16 protein-coding genes and 1 pseudogene are annotated in these 20,785 nt (G+C 70.9%); 7 read left to right on the top strand and 10 right to left on the bottom strand.

Annotated features, from left to right (window positions below; genetic code table 11):
* Nucleotides 1–45: 45 nt before the first annotated feature.
* The 6 genes from D473_RS0121450 to D473_RS0121425 form a co-directional block, all read right to left on the bottom strand.
* Complete coding sequence (locus D473_RS0121450; RefSeq protein WP_017611096.1) at nt 46–1,086, bottom strand: hypothetical protein; 1,041 nt, start codon at nt 1,084–1,086, stop codon at nt 46–48.
* Between the two features lie 314 nt (nt 1,087–1,400).
* Nucleotides 1,401–2,213, bottom strand: coding sequence for a hypothetical protein (locus D473_RS0121445; protein WP_017611095.1), 813 nt, complete (start codon nt 2,211–2,213; stop codon nt 1,401–1,403).
* A gap of 240 nt (nt 2,214–2,453) precedes the next feature.
* Nucleotides 2,454–3,140: a GntR family transcriptional regulator gene (locus D473_RS0121440; RefSeq protein ID WP_017611094.1), complete on the bottom strand. Its 687-nt coding sequence runs from the start codon at nt 3,138–3,140 to the stop codon at nt 2,454–2,456.
* Between the two features lie 151 nt (nt 3,141–3,291).
* Complete coding sequence (locus D473_RS0121435) at nt 3,292–4,041, bottom strand: maleate cis-trans isomerase family protein (RefSeq protein ID WP_017611093.1); 750 nt, start codon at nt 4,039–4,041, stop codon at nt 3,292–3,294.
* Nucleotides 4,042–4,066: 25 nt separating this feature from the next.
* On the bottom strand, nt 4,067–4,864 hold the full coding sequence (locus tag D473_RS0121430; RefSeq protein ID WP_017611092.1) for a maleate cis-trans isomerase family protein: 798 nt from the start codon (nt 4,862–4,864) through the stop codon (nt 4,067–4,069).
* A gap of 83 nt (nt 4,865–4,947) precedes the next feature.
* Nucleotides 4,948–5,430: a DUF3830 family protein gene (locus tag D473_RS0121425; RefSeq protein WP_017611091.1), complete on the bottom strand. Its 483-nt coding sequence runs from the start codon at nt 5,428–5,430 to the stop codon at nt 4,948–4,950.
* 306 nt (nt 5,431–5,736) lie between these two features.
* Between D473_RS0121425 and D473_RS0121420 the strand changes: the two genes are divergently transcribed.
* The 3 genes and pseudogenes from D473_RS0121420 to D473_RS0121410 all read left to right on the top strand — a co-directional run bounded on the left by D473_RS0121420 (nt 5,737) and on the right by D473_RS0121410 (nt 9,114).
* A complete protein-coding gene (locus D473_RS0121420; protein WP_017611090.1) occupies nt 5,737–6,762 on the top strand; it encodes a D-2-hydroxyacid dehydrogenase in 1,026 nt (341 codons plus the stop codon).
* A 34-nt stretch (nt 6,763–6,796) separates the two neighbouring features.
* A pseudogene (locus tag D473_RS25885) lies at nt 6,797–8,235 on the top strand (amidase).
* A gap of 219 nt (nt 8,236–8,454) precedes the next feature.
* Nucleotides 8,455–9,114: a response regulator gene (locus D473_RS0121410; RefSeq protein WP_017611088.1), complete on the top strand. Its 660-nt coding sequence runs from the start codon at nt 8,455–8,457 to the stop codon at nt 9,112–9,114.
* Between the two features lie 28 nt (nt 9,115–9,142).
* Here D473_RS0121410 and D473_RS0121405 read toward each other — a convergent pair whose 3' ends face one another.
* Nucleotides 9,143–10,906: a sensor histidine kinase gene (locus D473_RS0121405; protein WP_017611087.1), complete on the bottom strand. Its 1,764-nt coding sequence runs from the start codon at nt 10,904–10,906 to the stop codon at nt 9,143–9,145.
* 614 nt (nt 10,907–11,520) lie between these two features.
* Between D473_RS0121405 and D473_RS0121400 the strand changes: the two genes are divergently transcribed.
* Together D473_RS0121400 and D473_RS0121395 are read left to right on the top strand one after the other, a co-directional pair.
* The gene (locus tag D473_RS0121400; protein WP_017611086.1) at nt 11,521–12,357 is read left to right on the top strand and encodes a RodZ family helix-turn-helix domain-containing protein; all 837 of its coding nucleotides are present in this window, start codon (nt 11,521–11,523) and stop codon (nt 12,355–12,357) included.
* A gap of 199 nt (nt 12,358–12,556) precedes the next feature.
* On the top strand, nt 12,557–13,258 hold the full coding sequence (locus D473_RS0121395; RefSeq protein ID WP_017611085.1) for a hypothetical protein: 702 nt from the start codon (nt 12,557–12,559) through the stop codon (nt 13,256–13,258).
* A gap of 211 nt (nt 13,259–13,469) precedes the next feature.
* On the opposite strand, the gene D473_RS0121390 is transcribed toward D473_RS0121395, so the two are convergent.
* The 3 genes from D473_RS0121390 to D473_RS0121380 form a co-directional block, all read right to left on the bottom strand.
* Nucleotides 13,470–14,921, bottom strand: coding sequence for an LCP family protein (locus D473_RS0121390; protein ID WP_017611084.1), 1,452 nt, complete (start codon nt 14,919–14,921; stop codon nt 13,470–13,472).
* 365 nt (nt 14,922–15,286) lie between these two features.
* Complete coding sequence (locus D473_RS0121385; RefSeq protein ID WP_017611083.1) at nt 15,287–15,961, bottom strand: hypothetical protein; 675 nt, start codon at nt 15,959–15,961, stop codon at nt 15,287–15,289.
* 99 nt (nt 15,962–16,060) lie between these two features.
* The gene (locus tag D473_RS0121380; protein WP_017611082.1) at nt 16,061–17,266 is read right to left on the bottom strand and encodes an ROK family transcriptional regulator; all 1,206 of its coding nucleotides are present in this window, start codon (nt 17,264–17,266) and stop codon (nt 16,061–16,063) included.
* A gap of 198 nt (nt 17,267–17,464) precedes the next feature.
* Between D473_RS0121380 and zwf the strand changes: the two genes are divergently transcribed.
* On the top strand, nt 17,465–18,940 hold the full coding sequence (gene zwf / locus D473_RS0121375) for a glucose-6-phosphate dehydrogenase (RefSeq protein WP_017611081.1): 1,476 nt from the start codon (nt 17,465–17,467) through the stop codon (nt 18,938–18,940).
* Nucleotides 18,937–20,751 (top strand): phosphogluconate dehydratase, encoded by a 1,815-nt coding sequence (edd, locus tag D473_RS0121370; protein WP_017611080.1) that lies wholly within the window; start codon nt 18,937–18,939, stop codon nt 20,749–20,751. Before zwf ends, edd begins: the two co-directional genes overlap by 4 nt.
* Nucleotides 20,752–20,785: the final 34 nt, after the last annotated feature.

Raw genomic sequence — 20,785 nt, 5'->3', positions numbered from 1 at the left:
GGTCACCCCAGAGCCGGGACGCACGTCCATGGGAGGACGGGTGGATCAGAGCAGGTCGTCGACCAGTTCGGTGTCCACGGCGTCGGTGTCGACGCCGTCGGTCACGTCGTCGAGCTCGGTCTCCACGGCGTCCGTGGGCAGGTCCCCGGTACCGGCGGTGACCTCCCCGACGGTGTCCTCGGCGCCGTCCACGGCCGGGGCCTCGGGCAGCGCTTCGGTGCCGGCCTCGTCGACCTGCGGCAGCTCCTCGGCCGTCTCACCCGTCTCGGGCAGGCTCTCGGCCGCCTCGGTGTCGGCCACGTCGCCGTCGGGCAGGTCGGTCACGTCGGGCAGGTCGGCAGTCTCGAGGACCTCCAGGTCGGCGGGAACACCGCCGGCCAGGTCGTCGGCGGAACCCAGGGCGATGTGCTCGACACCGCTCTCGTCCGGGCCCACGTCGGAGAGCGCGCCGCCGGCGGCCGCACTCACCTCGCCGGCGAGGGCGTCGACGTCGGTACGGGCGTCGTGGACCACGAACAGCACCGGAACGGAGGTGTGCTCGACGGTCCGGACGATCTCCTCGGGGTCGACGTTCTCGTCCGCGTAGGCACGTGCGGGGACCGTGGCGGCCTCGGCAGCGTAGGTGTAGGAGCCGGTGTCGACCTGCGGCACCGCTCCGCCGGGAACGGGGGTCTCCGGTGCGGCGTGCCCCAGACGGTCGATGCTGCCCAGAGCCAGACCCTCGACGCCCTCGATCTCGGCGATCTCTGCGAGGGAGGCCGGCTCGGGGACCTCCGCCGCGTCGGACTCGGGCAGCAGCCCGTCGACCTCGGAGGTCACGGTCCGCTCCGGCACGCCCGGGGCGAAGACGTTTCCGGTACCGGGCAGGTCGGTGGCCGGGAGCGTGGTGCCGACGTCGGGCACCTGGCCTGCGGGGTTGAGGACGTTCCCGGCGCCGGGCACCTGACCCGCGGTGCTGCTGTTGATCACGCCCGTGGCGTTCGGGAGGGAACCGGCCGACGCGAACCCGCTGCCGAGGGCGACGAAGCCGGCGGTTCCGGCTGCGAGCAGCATGGTGCGGGCTGAGGTACGGGCGATGTGGAACATGTGGATCCTTCCGGATACCGATGGCTGTTCTTCGGGGTCGGACGGCGTGACCGTGCACGTGGACGGAAATAGGCGGCACGGGCACGCCGACCGGGGTTTCAGTCCTCGACCTCGTAGGCCTTGCGACTGACCTGAACTCCGCCGTCGGGAAGGGGTTCTCCTCGGTGCGGGGCTCACGTCAACCCCCAGAGCGTCCGGGACATCACGAGACCGTCGTGGTGCGGGCCGGGGCTGGGAAGGGGCCGCTGTGGGCGAGGGCGCGCTCAGGCGCGGGGAGTGGAGCGCTGATCAGGGGCGCTCGATGAGGAGAACCGTCAGTCGGGTGCGACGGTGGGCTCGTCCGCGTCGGCGGTGGGAACCGCGCGCAGGACGGCCAGGACGGCCTGTTCGGGGCCGGGGGCCGGGGCCGGTGCGGCCGTGGAAGGCAGGAAACCCGTCACGGCGCCGGCGTTGGAGCCACCGGTCGCCGAGGTGGTGCCGGTGGCGGCGTGGGCCGCGGTGTCGTCGGCGGGGACGGACCGCTCGGGCGCGGTCTCGCCGACGGCGTCGGTCCGGTGGAAGAGGTCGTCGCGCTCGGCCGTGTCCGCGATGTCGGCGATCGGGCGCGGGGCCTGGTAACCGGTCCCGTCCTCCGCGTGTTCGGTACCCTCGCCGGCGCCTCGGCCGCTCTCCGCGTCCTCGGACGCGGGTGCTTCGGTGCCGCTCTCGGGTTCCTGGTCGGGTTCGGTGGCCGGGACGGTGTCCTGGACCCGCTCGTCCACCTCGTCAGTGGCGCCGTCGACGGTCTCCTGCACCTGGCCGACCACGTCGGTTCCGGATTCGGGAACCTCGGGGGAGACCGTCTCGGCGGTGTCGACGGCCTCGTCGGCAGTGTCGCCGATCTCTTCGGTGCCGGGCGTTTCCGGGGCCTCGGCGCCGACCGTCCCGTTCACCTGCTCCTCGGCACCGCCGGTGAGGTCGACCGCCTCGGCCTGTGCGGAGGCGGTCCCCAGCAGCCACGAGGCGGTCAGGGCCCCGGCCAGCAGACCGAGCAGGACGAGGGCGCGCCGCACGGTAGCCGGCATCCCGTCCGACAGCACGGCCGCACGGGCGCCGGGAGCGCCGTGGTGGCCTTGGGCTGCGAACACGAGAGGGTCCTTCCACCGGGGAGCGGGGGACGATGCCGGGAGGGGATGGCGGATCCGGGCGCAGAAGGGTGGTGCGTCCGGTTAAAACAGGACCGAAAACGAAGGCCTGTTCTGTCCAGAACCGAAGCTAACACGGCTCGCCCGTGCGCATGCAACACATTCGGCTGAATTCCTCGCACTGTGTGACGAGACCGGATGCTGCATGCCGTACAGGGGGTGCTCCTGCGGGCGGTCGCCCTGTCAGTCCTCGGGGGAGGCCTTCGTGGGCCGCTCGGCGTTGATCCGCTCCACGGTGTCGGTCATGTGCTCCTCGATGAGTTCCAGCAGCCGACCCTCCGCACCGTCGACGATCGCGTCGAGGATGCGGCGGTGTTCCTGCAGGAGCTCGTCGGGCTCCGGGTAGGTCTCCTGCATCACCGTCAGGCACATGCGGGTCTCCACGAGCAGCGTCTGGGCCATACGCTCCAGCCGGCTGTTGCCCGCGCAGCTGACCAGAGTCTGGTGGAAGGCCTGGTCGGCGTCGCTCATGAGGTCGCGGTCGTTGCTCTGAGCGGCTTCGGTCAGGCGCTCCAGCGCAGGGGTCAGGCGGGCCACGGCCTCGCCCCGGTTGCCCCGCATGATGATCTCGCACGCGGTGCGTTCCACGGCGAGCCGGGCGGTGTAGACGTCGCGTACGTCGTCCGGGGTGAGTTCGCGGACGAACAGCCCCCGATGGCGTTCACTGTGCAGCAGCCCCTCCTGCACCAGCCGCTGCATCGCCTCGCGCAGCGGCCCGCGGCTCACCCCCAGCCGTCCGGCCAGGTCCGCCTCGCCCAGCTGGTCGCCGGGGGAGAGGGAGCCGTACATGATCGCTGACCTGAGCTGGTCGGCGATGAGCTCGGCGGTGGAGCGTCGGGGCACGGGTCTGAGTTCCCCTGAGTCGGACATGGGCCGTTTTCCTTCCTGAGGGCGACGGTCGGGCTCGGCGTGACGTTGAGGTTATGGCATGTTCTTCGGGCCTTCGTCCGTGTGTGGGCGGATCGCCGCCCGCCGGCACCGGGTGCGGGCCGGCCGGCCCGCACCCGGTGCCGGAACGGGGTCAGCGGGTGTGCAGGGACGTGTCGACCAGGCCGGTACCGGAGCGGAAGAGCGATCCGGGTCCCTGGCCGGTGTCGGTGACCCCGGCCAGCCGCAGACCCTCCCACACACTCACCTGGTTGGCGGTGAGCACGGTCTTGCCGAGGAGGGTCTCCAACGTGTCGACCAGTGCGGCGCTGTGCAGGGCGGTGTCGGGCACCAGGACGGCCTGCGCCTCGGCGTGGTCGTTGCGGAGGACGAAGTCGACGACCTCGTCCGGGTCGAGCACACCGACCTCGGCGGCGGTGGGTACCCCGTGGCTGGCCAGCGACACCACGTTCACCCCGGCCGCGCCCAGGAACTCCACGAACTTCGCGGAGACGTCGTCGGGGTAGGTCGCGGCGATCGCCACGGTCTGCACGCGCAGTTGGCGCAGGGCGTGCACGAACGCGAACGAGGTGCTGGAGGCCGGCGCCCTCGCGTGCGCGCCCACCCCTGCGACCTGGTCGCGGGCACCGTCCCAACCGAACACGAAACTGCCGCTGGTGCAGGCCCACACCGCTGCGTCCACGTCCATGCGGGCGAGTTCACCGGCGCCCTCGGCGAGGACGTCGGGGCCGCCGACGTCCAGGAGTGCGTCCACCCGGTGGGCGTCCTCACGCATGAGGGTGTGCACCACCGGGAGCTCGACACCGCTGCCGAGCAGTTCGGCGAAGGCCTTGTAGTCGTCCTGGGCGCTGTGGCCCGGGTAGAGGAATCCGACGCGGGTCACTCGTTCTCCTTCGGGTCGGGACCGTTCACACTCGGCTCGGCGCGGTCGCGTCCACCAGGCTCTGCTCGTGGGCGACCGCCTGGCGGTCGGCGTCGGCCAACAGGGCCCACATGGTCACCTGGTTGGCGGCCAGGACGGGTTTGCCGAGCTCGCGTTCGAGCGGCGCGATGATGTCGTAGGTGAGCACGTTGGTGCAGCTGATGTAGACCGCCTCGGCGTCGGGGTGGTCCACGGCGTGCACGGCGTGCGAGACCTCGGAGTAGGTGACCTGCCAGATGTGGCTGAGCAGGCCGAGGCCGATGCTGGAGGTCACCTCGACGTCGTGTTCGCCGAGGTAGGCCAGGAGCCGGTCGGTGACGCTGTCCACGTAGGGGGTCACCACCGCGATCCGGCCGAGGTCCATGGCGTCCAGGGCCCTGACCAGTGCCCCGGAGGTGGTGACGGCGTGCGGTGCGCCCGCTTCGATCATCGTGTGGTGCAGGGCGTTCTCGCCCTCGGCCCCGTGCACGAAACTGCCCGAGGCGCAGGCATAGCCGATGGCGCGCGGTTCCGGGGCGAGCAGGGCACGGACCGCCGGGTCCACCTGCTCCGCCCGGTTCAGGGCCGCGGCCTGGTCGACCGTCACCGGTACGTGGACGTAGGGCAGCCGCGTGATGTGCAGTGAGACGTCGTCGGGCGTCCACCGCCACAGCTCGCGGTCCAGGGCGAAGTCGTAGGGGGCGATGACACCCACGCCTGCCTGCCAAGGCGTCGTCCGGCTCGCTGCCAGCTCGACGACCTGCGCTTCGGCGCTGGTGTCCGTTTCGTTTCGATCGATCCGCATTGGTCACTCACCTCCCGGAGCATGTCGTGTGTGTAGTGCGTGTGCGGCCCGGTGAGGTTCGTGTCCCGGCCGGAATTCGTGGATCACCGGTCGAGGCGCTCGTAGAGCAGGCGCTCGCCGACGCTGCCGGAGCGCCAGACGTCGTTGCAGGCCTCGGCCATGGCGGGCAGGTTCTCGACGACGGTCGCGAAGACGTTGCCGGGCACCCAGCCCACGTCGCCGTTGATGAGCAGGTTGTTGCGTCCGTAGAAGAGAGCCAGATCGATCACCCCTGGCAGATGGTCGATGTTCTTGTCCTCCTTGAACGAGCGGTCGAGCATGCCGCCGTCGAAGCAGAAGTAGACGATGTCGCCGGGGATGGGCGTGATGGTCGGGTTCTCCTGGCCCGGCTCGGTCTCCGCGAAGCGCGGGACCATCGTGTAGACCTCGTTGCGCGCGTACTTGGCGTGCTGCACCGCCTCACCCTGGGGCAGCGCGTTCCAGACGGCCTCACACGTGCGCGGGGCGTCCTCGTCGAGCAGCTCGGCCACGCAGGAGACCCCCCGCTTCTCGAGGGTGATCGTCATGTATCGGGGCAACGTCGGGCGTCCCTTCGGATCGGGTGTTTTGTAGCGTTTGTGCTGTTGGGAGCGGGTGCGAAGCATATATGACACTTATTGTCAACAATCTTACGATCGCTGCCCGGAGCGCGGCAATAGAGGGCCGGATGCACGGGTATGGCCTCGCCGAGAGCAGGCTCGAAGAGCCCGGTTTCCCCTGGAAAAGCCCTTTTGTGGATTGTTGACAATCCGTTGGTGGCTCCCTAGCGTTCATCGTGCAGGGCGACCGATCTCACCCGCAGGCCGTATCAGTCACGACCGGAGTGCACGCCCGTGAACAGTTTCGCCCCGTCCGCCCCGAACCATCCCCGGCTTCTCGTGCTCACCGGTGAGGAACCCCCGCCCCGACGCGAACGCATCGACGGCGAACCGCGCCTGGGCGAGGTGGTCTACGCGACCGCAGACGACCTCGAGGCCAAACTCCCCGGCGCGGACGCGCTGCTGGTATGGGACCTGTTCTCCGAGGCGCTGGCCTCGGCCTTCGGCAAGGCCGACTCCTTGCGCTGGGTGCACGCTGCGACAACAGGTGTCGACAACCTGATGTTCCCCGCCCTCGTCGAGAGCGACGTGGTGGTGACCAACTCCCGCGGGATCTTCGACGAACCCATCGCCGAGTACGTGCTCGGGCAGGTCATCGCCTTCGCCAAGGGGTTCCACCACACCTGGGACCTTCAACACGAGCACCTCTGGAAACACCGCGAGACCGAACGGGTGAGCGGCAAGCGCGCCCTCGTCGTGGGTACCGGCCCCATCGGCCGCCACATCGGACGCAAGCTCGCCGCCGTCGGTATGCAGGTGCACGCCTCGGGCAGCCACGCCCGCGAAGGGGACCCCGACTTCGGGACCGTCGCCGAGTCCACCCTCGACGAGCGCGGCCGCGACGGCGGCCCCACCCTGCACCGGGAACTTCCCGAGGCCGACTACGTCGTCATCGCCGCGCCGCTCACCGACTCCACCCACGGCCTCGTCGACCGGCGTTTCCTCGACCTCATGAGACCCACCGCGCGCCTCATCAACGTGGCACGCGGCCCCATCGTCGTCCAGAGCGACCTCGTCGCGGCGCTCGAGAGCGGCGCCATCGCCGGATCCGCCCTGGACGTGTTCGAACGCGAGCCCCTCAAGGCGATCAACCCCCTGTGGGGCTTGCCGGGCTCCGTCGTCTCGCCGCACATGTCGGGTGACGTGGTCGGCTGGCGCGACGAACTCGTCGACCTCTTCCTGGACAATCTCGCCCGCTACCTGGACGGGCGCGAACTGCTCCATGTCGTCGACAAGGACCGGGGCTACGTCCCCGGCTGATCTGCGAACCGCGGTGTGACACTGGGAGGCTGAAGTGACGATCCGTTCCGACCGGGCCGGGACCGGGACCGAGACCGCGGGCGTCGGCCCGGACGACGGCGCCGCGGGCCGGGCGGGTGTCCCCCGAGCGCGCGATGCGCACAGCGGCGCTCCGGCCGATCTCTCCGCCGAGCAACTGCTGCACGGCTACGCCACCGGGGCGCTCTCCCCGGTGGAGGCCGCCGNGGGGCGCCCCGCGCCTCCGCCGAACGCTGGCGGCGCGGCGCCCCCGAGGGGCTGCTCGACGGGGTGCCGACCGCGGTCAAGGACATCCACCTGACCAAGGGCTGGCCCACCCTGAAGGGGTCGCTCAACACCCCGCAGGACGGACCGTGGGAGGAGGACTCCCCGGTCACGGCGCGGCTGCGCGAGCACGGGGCGGTCTTCGTCGGCAAGACCACCACCCCCGAGATCGCGTGGAAGGGTGTCACCGACAGCCCGCTCACCGGTGTGACCCGGAACCCGTGGGACCTGTCGACCACCCCGGGCGGGTCCAGCGGGGGAGCGGCCGCCGCGGTCGCCGCCGGTATGGGGCCGCTGGCCACCGGTACCGACGGCGGCGGGTCGATCCGTATCCCCGCGAGCTTCACCGGCGTCTGCGGGATCAAGCCCACGTGGGGGCTGGTTCCGCACTACCCGGCCAGCCCCTTCGGTTCCCTCGCGCACACCGGTCCGATGACCCGCACGGTCGGTGACCTGGCCCTGATGCTGGAGGCCGTCACCGGGTTCGACCCGCGCGACTGGATGGCCATGCCCACCCCGGCGCCCGGCCTGGGCGACGTGCGGCTGCACCGTGATCCCGAGGCACTGGTGCGCGGCATGCGCATCGCCTACAGCCCCACACTCGGCGGCAACTCCGTGGACCCGGAGGTGGCGCGTGTGGTGGCCGACGCCGTCACCGTGTTCGAGGCGTTGGGCGCGCACGTGGAGGAGGCCGAGCCGGGCCTGCCCGAGTGCCGCCGCGACTTCGAGGTCCTGTGGAACAGTGGCGCCGCCAAGGCCACCGAACATCTCGACGGCCGGCAGCGGGACCTGCTCGACCCGGGACTGCGGGAGATCGTCGAGGAGGGCCTGTCCTTCTCGGCGCAGGACTACCTCACTGCGATGGCCACCCGTATGGACATGGGCAAGCGCATGGGCCTGTTCCACACCACCTATGACCTGCTGCTCACCCCGGCGATGCCGATGACCGCCTTCGAGGCCGGGGTGGAGTCCCCGCCGCGGTTGGCCGGGCAGCGCTGGACCTCCTGGGCGGGGTTCAGCTACCCGTTCAACATGACCCAGCAGCCGGCCGCGAGTGTGCCGTGCGGGTTCAGCGAGGCCGGGCTGCCGATCGGCCTGCAGGTGGTCGGTCCGCGCCACTCCGACGGCCGGGTCCTGGCGGCCTGCCGGGCCTTCGAGCTCGCGCGCCCCTGGGCCGACCGCCGTCCGTGAGGGCGCTGACGGACGTGCGTGGACAGGTCACGGCCTCATCACGTTCCTGAGTGTCCTGATGCGGGCATGACTGTTGTTTCGTGTGCGTAATGCCCGCATCCAGGACTTTCGACCGGGACCGGAACGTCCTTCGGGCCCGCACACCGGGCACTTCACGTATTACCGTTCTCCTGGGCGCGGTGTGCGCCACGCGCAGTCCCCGGGGTTAAGGATGGTCCGATGACGGGCGGTGCTGGGAAGCAGATCAGGGTCTTCCTCGTGGACGATCACGAGGTCGTGCGCCGAGGCGTGGCGGCCCTGCTGGAGACCGAGGACGACATGACGGTCGTGGGCGAGGCCGGGACCGCCGAACAGGCCCTGTCGCGTATCCCCGTCGTGGTGCCCGACGTGGCCGTCCTCGACGTGCGCCTGCCCGGCGGGTCCGGTGTGCAGGTCTGCCGTGACATCCGTTCCGGCCATCCCGAGATCGCCTGCCTCATGCTCACCTCGTTCGCCGACGAGGACGCCCTCTACGACGCCGTCATGGCAGGCGCCGCCGGATACGTGCTCAAGCAGATCCACGGCGCCGACCTCGTCGGGGCCGTGCGTACCGTCGCCTCCGGGGGTTCGCTGCTCGACTCCGGCAGCACCGGGGCGATGATGGAGCGTTTGCGCGGCGGGCAGGCCGGGCCCGATCCGCTGGCCGAGCTCACCCCGCAGGAGCGGCAGATCCTCGACCTCATCGGCGAGGGCATGACCAACCGCCAGATCGGCGAACGCCTGTATCTGGCGGAGAAGACCGTGAAGAACTACGTGTCGGCGCTGTTGTCCAAGCTCGACCTCAAGCGGCGAACCCAGGCGGCCGTGCTCGTCGCCGAACTGCGGGGACGCCGCTACTGAGTCCTTCCGGACGTGCCCCGGCCCTGCCTCAGAAACCCTCGGTGTGGTCTCTGCCGTCGTCGGGGACCGGAACCCGCCACACCAGGATCGTGCCGCCCTGCTCCCCGCGCTGGGCGGAGAAGTCCCCGCCCAGCGAGCGGGCCCGTTCGTCGAGGTTGCGCAGACCGCTGCGGCGCCCGCCCTCGCTCAGGCCGATGCCGTCGTCGGTGACGGTGAGCGTCAGGGTGGTGGGCCGGCTCGGGACGCCGGGTTCCTCCACGCCCACCGACACGTGCACCTCGGTGGCGCGTGCGTGCCTGGCCACGTTGGTGAGGCTCTCGCCCAGCACCGCGAGCAGTTGCTCGCCGGTCTCGTCGGGCACGGAGGCATCGATGGGCCCGTCCAGGCTGACCCCGGGATGGCACCCCAGGCTGTTGGCGGTGTTCTCCGACAGCTCGAGGATGCGCCCGCGCAGCGAGGTGTCCTTGCGGTTCGGCGGGTTCTGCAGCGCGAAGATCGTGGAACGGATCTCGCGGATCGTGCCGTCCAGCTCGTCTATGGTGCGCTGCATCCGCTCCTCGGCCTCGGGCGAGGTGGTGAGCCGCATCGTGCTCATGAGGGTCATCGCCGACGCGAACAGGCGTTGGATGACGACGTCGTGCAGGTCCTTGGCGATGCGGTCGCGCTCCTCCAGGACCACGAGGCGTTCGGTGTCGCGGCGTGCCTCGGCCAGCTCCAGTGCCACCCCCGCCTGCACGGAGAAGGAATGCATCATCCGGCTGGTGGTGGAGGTGAAGGGTGCATGGTCGGAGAGCTTGCCGAGCAGGAGTACACCCCTGGTGTTGCCGGGGGTGCCGAGCGGGATCATCAGCCCCGGCCCGTAGCCCCGGTGGGCGAGCATCGGGCAGTTGGCCTCGCGCAGGTCGGGGATCGTGCGCGCCTCGCCGTTCTCGTACACCCACCCGCACAGGGACTGCTGGATCTCCACGGGGGTACCGAGGATCTCCTGGGCCACGGGGCCGTCGGCGATCTCGGCGAACAGGTGGCCGCGGGCGTGGCGGTCCGGAAGCAGGACCACGACGGTGTCGGCGCCGCCGATCTCCCGGCTCTGCGCCGCCATGAACTCGAGGACCTCTTTGCTGTCGGCCCCCGACAGGAGCCGGGTGGTGATCTCGGTGGAGGCGGCCAGCCAGCGCTCGCGCAGCCGTGTCTCCTCGTACAGGCGGGCGTTCTCGATCGCGACACCGGCGGCGGTGGCCAGCGCCGTGACCATCGACTCGTCCTCGGCGTCGAACTCCTCACCGTCGGTCTTGTCGGTGAGGTAGAGGTTGCCGAAGACCTCGTCCCGGACCTGGATGGGCACGCCGAGGAAGCTGATCATGTGCGGGTGGCCGGTCGGGAACCCGCCGAAATCGGGGTGGTCGCGCAGGTCGGACAGGCGCAGCGGGAGCTGGTCGCGCTGGGGCCTGCCGAGGACGCCGTTGCCGTGCGGGAAACGGTTGATCAGCTCGGCCCGTTGTTCGGACACGCCCACGGGGATGAACTCGCTGAACGCGCCGTTCTCGTCGAGCACGCCGAGACCGGCGTAGCGTGCGCCGGTGAGCCCGGCGGCGGCCTCGGTGAGGCGGCGCAGAACGGTGGCCAGATCGAGGTCGGCCCCGATGGTCAGGACCGCCTGCAACAGGGAGTGGACACGCCCTTCGGGGGTGATGTCGGTGGCCAGCTGCGAGTGGACCCCGGTGAGCAGATCACCCAGATCGGTGGAGGGCTGGGGTCCGGAAAGGCCGGTGTGGCTCTCGGGGAGTTCGGGCATGTGTCGGTCAACCTCCGCAGAGCCGGTGGCCGGGACTCTGTTGGCAGGGTGTGTTTCCCTTGGGCGCGGTGATCGAAGCTATCGGCTCTCGAGCCCATCCGGCCAGTGCCCCCGTCACTCTTGGCATGACGTGTGCCGGAATGGTCGTGCTCTGCTGGGTATTGCATGCTGACGCCGCTTCGTGCGGGCGATATGGGTATCGGCCGAATCGGGTTGTCGGCGCGGCCCCCCATGTGGTGATCCGGTGTCGTGTGCGGCTTCGGGCGGTCGGTCGTGCGATCGATGGCCGAGGTGCCGGAGGACGAGTCTACGCCGCTCTACGGGGTCGACGGTGCGGTCACCGTAGGCACGTGGCCGGAGGCGGTGGGTGCTGGGGCATCGATGGGTTGAATTTCGATCTTTCGGATGATTTGGCTTCTCTGTCCTGATCAGGGGAAACGGCCGATGGTGGCGCGCGGATTTCCGCCGCCGAATTCTCGGGAAAAGGGAAAGGCGGCGGAGGGGCCGTGCTAACGTCGGCGTGGATCGACAGCAGAGAGTGATTTACTTCTCGCTTCAAGTGTCGGTGCGCCGGTGTACCGCGCATCCGACCTCTCCCCGAAAGGACGTTTCCGGTGATCGGACACCACGGCATCCCCGGCGCACCCCGCGCCGGCGCCGCCGTGTTCTCCGACCCGGTCCGGCGGGCCCTGGTGCTCGGCGGTCTCCTCCTGACCGCCCTGGCCGCCGTGTGGCTGGCCGCAGCACCGGCACAGGCCGAGGAACGTCCCGCAGGCGGCCCCGACATCCTGACCGGAGTCGGCGAGGGGCTGCAGCAGCAGGTCTCCGTCGACGTGCCCGAGTTGCAGGAGCCCCTCGCCGGCACCGTCACCGACGTCGGCGAGCGCGCCACACAGGTCGTGGAGGAGACCTCCGGCCACCTGCCCGCGGACACCGGTGCACCGGAGGTCCCCGCCTTGGACGAGGTCACCCAGTACGTGCACGACGACGTGCACACGGTGGTCGAGAACGTGTCCGAGGCCCAGGGCGGCCCCGCACGCCAGGACGGGGCCGCGGTCGAGGAGGAGACCGGGCAGGAGGGGGACGGGAGCACGCCCCGGACCCGTGAGGCCGCTCCCGCCGAGAGCCCGTCCCCGGTCGGGGAGACCGTCACCGCGCCCGAGCGCGCCCCGGCCGCTGCCGGGGCCGAATCCGTCGCCGAATCCGTCGCCGAATCCGTCGACGAGGGCACCGACACCGGCGACGCCACACCCGCCGCCGGTTCCGGCAACGGCGGCGGCACCCTGCCTTCCCCGTCCGCCCCCACCGCACCCGCGCACGGGGCAGCACCCGGTTACCTCTCCGCGGCCGGTGCACCCGCGCCCGCCCCGGGCGAGCTCCAGGCCGCCTGGCACGTGTTGCGTTCCGTGCCCGCCGTTCTCGCGGACGAGGCCACCTTCTCGCCCGACTAGCGCGCCCTTCCGATCTCCGCGCAGTCCTTTTCGGGCCTCTTCTCCCAGCCTCCGGGCCTTCGTGCCCGCACCCTCTGGGGACTGTCGTGAGCCTCGCCGGACCACCACCGGCCGACGGGGTTCACGTCGGTCCGAGGTGCGACCGACCCAGGACCGAACGCACAGAGCGCACATCCCTACTTCGATCGGAAGGACCCCTATGTTCCACACCGCCCGGACCCTGCTGCTGACCGCCGGAACCGCGGGCTTCGTCGCCCTCGGTGCGAGCGTCGCCGGGGCCGACACCCTCGAGAACACCGCGCCCCTGAACGAGCTGGGCGGTGTGACCTCGGCGCTGGACGGCGTCCTCGACGTCGACCCGGGCGAGGTCGCCGCCGACCCCGGGTTGCAGCACCAGTCCGGTTCCGGCAACGGTCCCGCCCTGGACAACATCTCCGCGGGCACCCCCGTGGACACCGGAACCGACAACTCCACCTCCGTCGGCCCGTTGGAGCTGGACGAGCAGACCCTGCCGCTGGCCGACGGCGGCGCCGACGGCGGTGCCGCGGGGACCGTCGACCACGTCGCCGACATCGCCGGCGACACCGCAGCCGACCTGGGGCACATCGCCGGTGTCCAGAGCGTGCCGATGAGTGACGGGGACGGCCCCGTCAGCATCGACCCCGGCGAGAACGCCGACCTGACCGGTGGGGTCGCACCTCTCCTCGGTATCGAGGAGAGCCTCCCGATGGCCGACCAGACACAGACCAACGAGGACCTCGTCGGACTGGACGGGCTGCCCGAGCTGGGCGAGCCCACCTTCGACACCGAGACACTGCCCATGTCCGGCCTGGGGGACCTGACCGGCACCGGGCTGAACACCGACCCGGTCACCGACATGCTGCCGGTCGACCTGGCCTGAGCCATCCCGGAACGTGTGCCCGCAGGTCGTGGCGGGCGCACCCGCGTCCGGGCGGTGCGCGGGGCCCACTGTCGAGGTGGCACCGGTCGAACTGTGGGGGTTCCCGGTGCGGACGACGGCGGGTGAGCAGATCCCCGCCGCCCGGGCGTGAAAGCGGGGGCGGGCCCAGCGCGGGCCCGCCCCCGTCGCTGTGCCCGTCCCCGGGCACGCGTTATCCGCTCTCCTCCGCGGTGCCGAGACCGAGGCCGTCCTCGCACGGGTCGGAGGTGGCGTCCCGGCCCTCGCCGGGGAGAGCGGACGGCGAATCCGAGGGCTCCACCGAAGGGTCCGGAGAGGCCGCCTCGCTCGGTTCGGTGCCCGGCGGCTCCTGCGGGACCGAGGCGTCGTCGGCCGCCATGAGCTCCGGCAACGGCTTGCCCTCACGCACCGCGGTGAAGAGCTTCTCGGCCTCTTCCTCGTTCCAGACGACCCGGTTGGGGTCGTACGGCGCCTGGAACCAGGGGACGGTGTGGAACTCGATGTCGGACAGGTCGACATCGGAGAGGGTGAACGCGATCGAGACCATGCGGTCGAGGGTGAGTTCCTGGTCGGTGGCGCTGTGTTCGGCGATCGCGCCGGCCAGCCCGTTCATCTTCCGCGGGCTCGTGAGCACCTCGTTGCTCACCACCTGTTCGGCGAGCGCGGCCAGGAACATCTGTTGCCGGTCGATGCGTCCGATGTCGCCGCCGTCGCCGATCTCGTAACGCGCGCGCACGAACGACAGGGCCGTCTCCCCGTCCAGGACCTGTTCGCCTTCGTCGATGTCCAGCCCGGACCGTTCGTCCTCCATCGGTTCGGGGATGCACATCTCCACGCCCCCGATGGCGTCGACGACGTCGCGGAAACTCGCGAAGCTCAGGTGCGCGAAGTGGTCGATGCGGATCCCGGTCAGCGTCTCGATCGAGTGCACCACACACGGCGGTCCGCCGTGGTACATCGCCGCGTTGAGCATGCCGCGGTACGAGGACGTGCCTTCGGTCTCGCCGTAGGGCTCGCACTCCGGGAGCTGGACCAGTGAGTCGCGCGGGAAGCTCACCACCGAAGCGCGGCCGTCGGGGGAGATGTGCGCCAGCATCAACGAGTCGGAGCGTTCGCCCTCGAATTCCGAGGAGTAGGCGGGGCTGTCCTCCTCGTAGCCGTCGGAGCCGATGAAGAGGACGTTGACGGTGTCGTCGAGCTTGTCGGGGCGATCCTCCTCGACCAGGACCGAGTCGATGTCGTGCTGGTCCATGTCGGAACGGAGCGACTGGTAGTAGGCATAGGCGCCGCCGACGAAGGCGACCATGGCCAGGACGAGTGAGGCGGCGGTCCACAGGAGCACCTTTCGCCACCGGCGCCGCTTCGGTTTCTTGCCCGAGCCGTCCTTCGCGGTGGCTTCGGGGGTGTCCTCCGTGGCGGGAGCGTCTTCTGTGGCGGGGGTGGCTTCGGTGTCGGGTGGGGTGGAGTCGGCGCCGCCTTCCGCGGTGGCTTCGGGGGTGTCCTCCGTGGCGGGAGCGTCCTCCGCGGCGGGAGCACCTTCGGAGTGGGGCGGTGCGGGAGAGGAATGGTCGTGGTGTCCGGACGGGCCGTGGTCTGTCTCGCCGTCCGGGCCGGGGTCATTGATGGGGGTGTCGTCAGCGGCCATCGTGCAATCTCGGTGGTCCCGGACGACGGGCGGGTCGAGGACCGCGTCGCCGCCCGGCAGGGTCAGGGGCCGTGCGGGGGAGAGCGGGGGATGGGCGGGGTGAGCGACCTGGAACAGAGCGGGGGATCGAGGGCGGAACCAGGACGAGGATGCCGACACCCACGCGTGGTGATCCTAGGCGAAGTCGTCGTCGACCGCGTCCTCGGGTGGGCACCGACCGCGATTGCCCCGCCCACGATCCCTCGGCCGCTCGGACGCTTACCGACCTACGTATGCCCGATTTTTCGTCCATCAAGCGACATGCTGCCGCTCGGGGCCACAAAAATCCTCGGAGGAGGGCGGCTGAGGTGCGGGTCGGCCAGGGACTACTCGTCGTCGTCCCAGAAGGCGCTCTTCTCCGTCCGGGACTCGGCGGCGGGGGCCTTGGCCGAGGTCTTGGCGGAGCTCTTCCCGGAGGTCTTGGCGGAGTTCTTGCGGCGCGGGACCGTGCCCGTGTCGCTGCTCTTGCCGCCGGTGTGGCGGGGCCGCGCGGTGACGGAGCTCTTGTTGAGGGGCTCGCTCGGGTCGGAGGCCTCACCCGAGCGCATGCGCAGAGCCTCCTCCTCGGTGGAGAGCATCTTCTGCACGGTCGAGGACACCTCCGGCAGACGCTCGTTACGCAGGTGTGCGCCGAGCACCTCCAGGGCGTGGTCGCACAACAGGCGCCGGGCACGGTCGGAATCGACGCCGCTGAGCTCCTCGACCTCGGGCAGGGAGCGTTCGCGCAGGAGCCGGATGAGGTCGCGCAGCCGGTCGCGGGTCTTGCGGTCGGTCATCGCCATGACCGTCATCTCGGCCTCGCTGAGGAAATTCTCGCCCTGACTGTCGGAATCACGTTCGGCGATGAAGGAGCTCATGAGGCTGCGCGCGGACGTGCGTGAGACGGCCCGGGTGTCGGTGCGCCGGATCTGGCGTGACTGGAGTGCGGTGACGACCACGCTGGTGACCAGGGCGATCCCGGCGCCCACGAGCAGGGCGGTGAGAACGGCGGTGTCGAGCACGAGGAGACCTTTCCGGGCGGAGAACCGCGCGGCGCGTGGGGTGGGGATCGGTGGGGGCGCGCGGTGATCGGCGACTATCCGCCACCCGGGGGAGGGTTGTCAAGTGCCCTGGGAGGAAGCGCCGGCGAGGAAAGCGTTGACCGCTTCCGGCGACAGGATCTCCTCCGCCACCATCGCCGCGCATCCGCGCACACCGCCCTCGTCCCACAGCGAGCTCGCGAGAACCCGGAGCTGTCGCGTGGCCAGCGCGGTGCACTGTTGGAAGACGACCTCGCGTACCCCGGCGACGAGGTGGTCGTAGGCCTCCGACAGATCGCCGCCCAGCACGATGGTCTCGGGGTTGAGCAGGTTCACCGCCCCGGCCAGCGCCTCACCCAGGCGCCGCCCGGCGCCTCGTACGAGTGTGACGGACACCGGGTCCCCGTCCAGGGCCAGGGACGCCAGTTCCTTGAGCCCCTCCACCTCCTTGCCCCGCGCCGCGGCCTCGTTCAGCAGCGCGCGCCCGCCGGCGACGGCCTCCAGACAGTCGGTGTTGCCGCAGCGGCAGGGGAGCCCGCCACCTTCGCGCACGGGGATGTGGCCGATCTCGCCGGCCGCTCCGAGGGATCCGCGCAGCAGCCGTCCGCCGGAGACCAGGCCCGCGCCGATCCCGGTCGAGACCTTCACGAACACCATGTCGTCGGGCCTGCCGTGCCCGCCGTACAGGAGTTCACCGACCGCCATGACGTTGACGTCGTTGTCCACGGTCACGGGCACAGGGAAGTGCTCGGCGATCAGCGGCTCCAAAGCCACCCCCGCCCACGTGCCGAGGAAGGGCCGGTCGGCCGCGCGTCCGGTGTGGTACTCCACGGTCCCCGGGAGCCCGACACCGATTCCGCGCACGTCCTCGGTGCCGCGTCCCAGCGAGGCGAGCTGTTCGTTCCAGGTCTCCAGCAGCCACGGCAGCGTGCGGTCCGGGCCGCCCTCCATGTCGGGGGAGCCGGGGGTGCGTACGAGTACTTCCCCGTTGAGGTCGCACACGGCTGCCTGGCTGCGGACCATCCCCAGGGCGCTGGTGAGGATCAGCCCGGACACGGCGTCGAACTCCAGGAGCGTGGGTGGGCGGCCGCCGCCGGAGGGAGCGCCGTTGCGCTCGACGACGAGGCCGCCGTCGACGAGTTCGGCCACGCGCAGGGCCACCGAGGGGCGCGAGAGACCGGTGGTACGGGCGATCTCCGAGCGGTTGGTGGCCGTGCCGGTGCGGATGAGCTCCAGGATGTGGCCGCTCGTGACGGTCGATGACAGGCGTCCCGGGGTTCTGGGCATGCCACATTGAATCATCCTCGGCACCTCCCGCGCCCGCGCGCGAAAAAAGGTGCGTAGTTCTGTAAAAAATTGTTCAGAAGTGTGCTTGGTTTTTGTTCATAGTCGGCTCTATGGTCGAAGCAGGGCACCCCGGCCACCTCTGCCCAGGCCGAACCCCCGCGCCCCCACCGCGCCCTCCTCCTGACGGAAGAGCCCGACATGCCTCAGTCACCCGCGTCCGGACCCACCGACCTCGTGGTCTTCGGCGGCACCGGGGACCTGTCCATGCGCAAACTCCTGCCGTCCCTGTATCTGCTCGACCGCGACGGCCACCTCGACGCCGGAACCCGCGTCGTCGCCGTCTCCCGCGACGGGCTCACCGACGCCGACCTGCGCGACAAGGCGGACGCCGCCGTCCGCGCCCACCACGAGGCCGACGGCAACGAGGACCTGGACCGCTTCCTCGGCCGTCTCTCCCACGTCACCGTCGACGTCGGCGGCGACCCCCGGGGCTGGGAGGACCTCGCCCGAGCCCTCACCCCCGGGCGCGACCGCGTCTTCCACCTCGCCGTTCCGCCCATACTCTCCGGCTCCATCTGCCGAGGCCTGAGCGACGCCGGCCTGGTCGGTCCCGGCTCCCGTGTCGTCCTCGAGAAACCCCTGGGCAGCGATCTCGCCTCCGCGCGCGAGGTCAACGCCGAGGTCGCCGAGGTCTTCCCGGAGTCGGCCACTTACCGGATCGACCACTACCTCGGCAAGGAGACGGTCCAGAACCTGCTCGTGCTGCGGTTCGCCAACGTCTTCCTCGAACCCCTGTGGAACTCGCACTGGATCGACCACGTGCAGATCACCGCAGCCGAGACGGTCGGGGTCGGCGGCCGACGCGGTTACTACGACTCCGCCGGGGCCATGCGCGACATGGTGCAGAACCACCTGCTCCAACTGCTGTGCCTGACCGCGATGGAGGCGCCCTCCAGCTACGACCGCGACGCCGTGCGCGACGAGAAACTCAAGGTCCTGCAGGCGCTCACTCCGCTCACCGGCGACCGTGTCGAGACCGACACCGTCCGCGGACAGTACGGCCCCGGAACCGTCGACGGTGAGGAGGTCGTCGGTTACCTGGACGAGGCCGGCGGTCCCTCCACCGGAGACACCGAGACCTTCGTGGCCCTGCGCGCCGAGATCGCCAATTGGCGCTGGGCCGGGGTGCCCTTCTACCTGCGCACCGGAAAACGCATGGAGCACACGCGCTCGGAGATCGTGGTGCGTTTCCGCGATGTGCCGCACACCATCTTCCCCGGGGCCGACGGCCTTGCCGGGGCCGGAGAGCTCGTCATCCGCCTCCAACCCGACGAAGGCATCCACCTGACGGTGTCGGCCAAGGAACCCGGGGCAGGCGTCCCGCGACTGCGCCCCGTCCCCCTGCGGCTCAGCTTCGCCGACACCTTCCCCACCCGCTCGCCCGAGGCCTACGAGCGGCTGCTGGCGGACGTCCTGGCCGGGGACCCCACCCTGTTCGTGCGCCGTGACGAGGTCGAGGCGGCCTGGCGCTGGGTGGATCCCGTGATCGAGGCCTGGGCGGACCGGAACACTCCACCAGAGATCTACCCGTCCGGGAGCGCCGGCCCCGCAGGCGCCCACCGGCTCGTCGGCCGCAACGGCCGGACTTGGTACGAACAGGAGCAGCCACGATGACCGCGCACAGCGAAGTCCACCCCGTCGTCGCCGAAGTGACCCGGCGCCTCGCCGAACGCAGCGCCGAGTCCCGCACCGCCTACCTGGAACGCATCCGCGCCGCCGCGAGCGAAGGACCGGCCCGCACCTCGCTGGGGTGCGCCAACCTCGCGCACGGGGCCGCTGCCTGCGGGGTCTCCGACAAACTCAAGCTCGCGGGCGAGGTGACCCCGAACCTGGCGATCGTGTCGGCCTACAACGACATGCTCTCCGCCCACCAGCCGCTCAAGGACTACCCCGACCGCATCAAGCGGGCGGTGTCGGAGTCCGGCGGTGTCGCCCAGTTCGCCGGCGGTGTGCCCGCGATGTGCGACGGCATCACCCAGGGGCGGGCCGGCATGGAGCTGTCCCTGTTCAGCCGGGACCTCATCGCCATGGCCTCGGCCGTGGCGCTGTCCCACGACATGTTCGACGGCGCCCTCATGCTCGGTGTGTGCGACAAGATCGTGCCGGGCCTGCTCATCGGCGCGCTGTCCTTCGGGCACCTGCCCGTGGCCTTCGTCCCGGCCGGCCCGATGCCCTCCGGCCTGCCCAACCGCGACAAGGCGAAGGTGCGACAGCAGCACGCGGAGGGGCAGGTGGGCCGTCGCGAGCTGCTGCAGGCCGAGTCCGCCGCCTACCACGCGCCCGGTACCTGCACCTTCTACGGCACCGCCAACTCCAACCAGATGCTCATGGAGGTCATGGGCCTGCACCTGGCCGGCGCGAGCTTCGAACCCCCGGGCACCGACCTGCGCGATGCCCTGACCGACGAGGCCGGGCGCCGCGTATTGGGCCACACCGCGGTGGGCGGGCACCACGTCCCGGTCGGTGAGCAGATCGACGAGCGCGCCGTCGTCAACGCCGTCGTCGCGCTGCTGGCCACGGGCGGGTCCAGCAACCACACCCTGCACCTGGTCGCGATGGCCCGCGCCGCCGGCATCGAACTCACCTGGGACGACTTCGCCGCTCTGTCGGAGGTCGTGCCGCTGCTGACGCGCATGTACCCCAACGGTGCCGCGGACGTGAACCAGTTCCACCAGGCCGGGGGCATGGCCCACCTCATCGGCTCCCTCATCGACGCGGGCCTGCTGCACGAGGACGTGGAGACCGTCATGGGCCGCGGGCTGTCCCAGTACCGCAAGGTCCCGCAGTTGACCGAGGACGGGACCCTGACGTGGGTGGAGGGACCGACCGAGAGCGGCGACAAGGACGTGCTGCGCAGCGCCGAGGACCCCTTCGCCACCGACGGCGGGTTGCGCATGCTCGAGGGCAACCTGGGGCGCGCGGTCATCAAGGTCTCCGCGGTGGCCGACGAGCGGCACGTCGTCGAGGCGCCCGCGCGGGTCTTCGACGACCAGGCCCAGATCCAGGAGGCCTTCGCCGCCGGTGAGCTGACCGGGGACTTCGTGGCCGTGGTCCGGTTCCAGGGGCCCAGTGCCAACGGCATGCCGGAGCTGCACAAGCTCACGCCCTCGCTCGGAGTGCTCCAGGACCGCGGCCAGAAGGTCGCCCTGGTCACCGACGGACGGATGTCGGGCGCCTCGGGCAAGGTGCCCGCCGCCATCCACGTCTCCCCGGAGGCAGCCCACGGAGGTCCCCTCGCCCACGTGCGCGACGGCGACCCTGTGCGTCTGGACGCGGTGAAGGGGACACTGGACGTGCTCGCCGACCTGTCCGGCCGTGAGGCGGCCCGCCCGAGCGTGGACTCCTCCGTCGGCACCGGCCGGGAGCTGTTCGCGGCTCTGCGCGGCGCAGTCGGACCGGCCGAGACCGGCGCCGGGGTCCTGTGACCCGTCCTCAGCCACCCACTTCGCACACACGGGA

Source organism: Nocardiopsis xinjiangensis YIM 90004 (assembly GCF_000341145.1).
Taxonomy (GTDB): domain Bacteria; phylum Actinomycetota; class Actinomycetes; order Streptosporangiales; family Streptosporangiaceae; genus Nocardiopsis; species Nocardiopsis xinjiangensis.
Note: the sequence above shows the minus strand (reverse complement) of the source record. Positions and strands in the feature narration are given on the sequence as shown.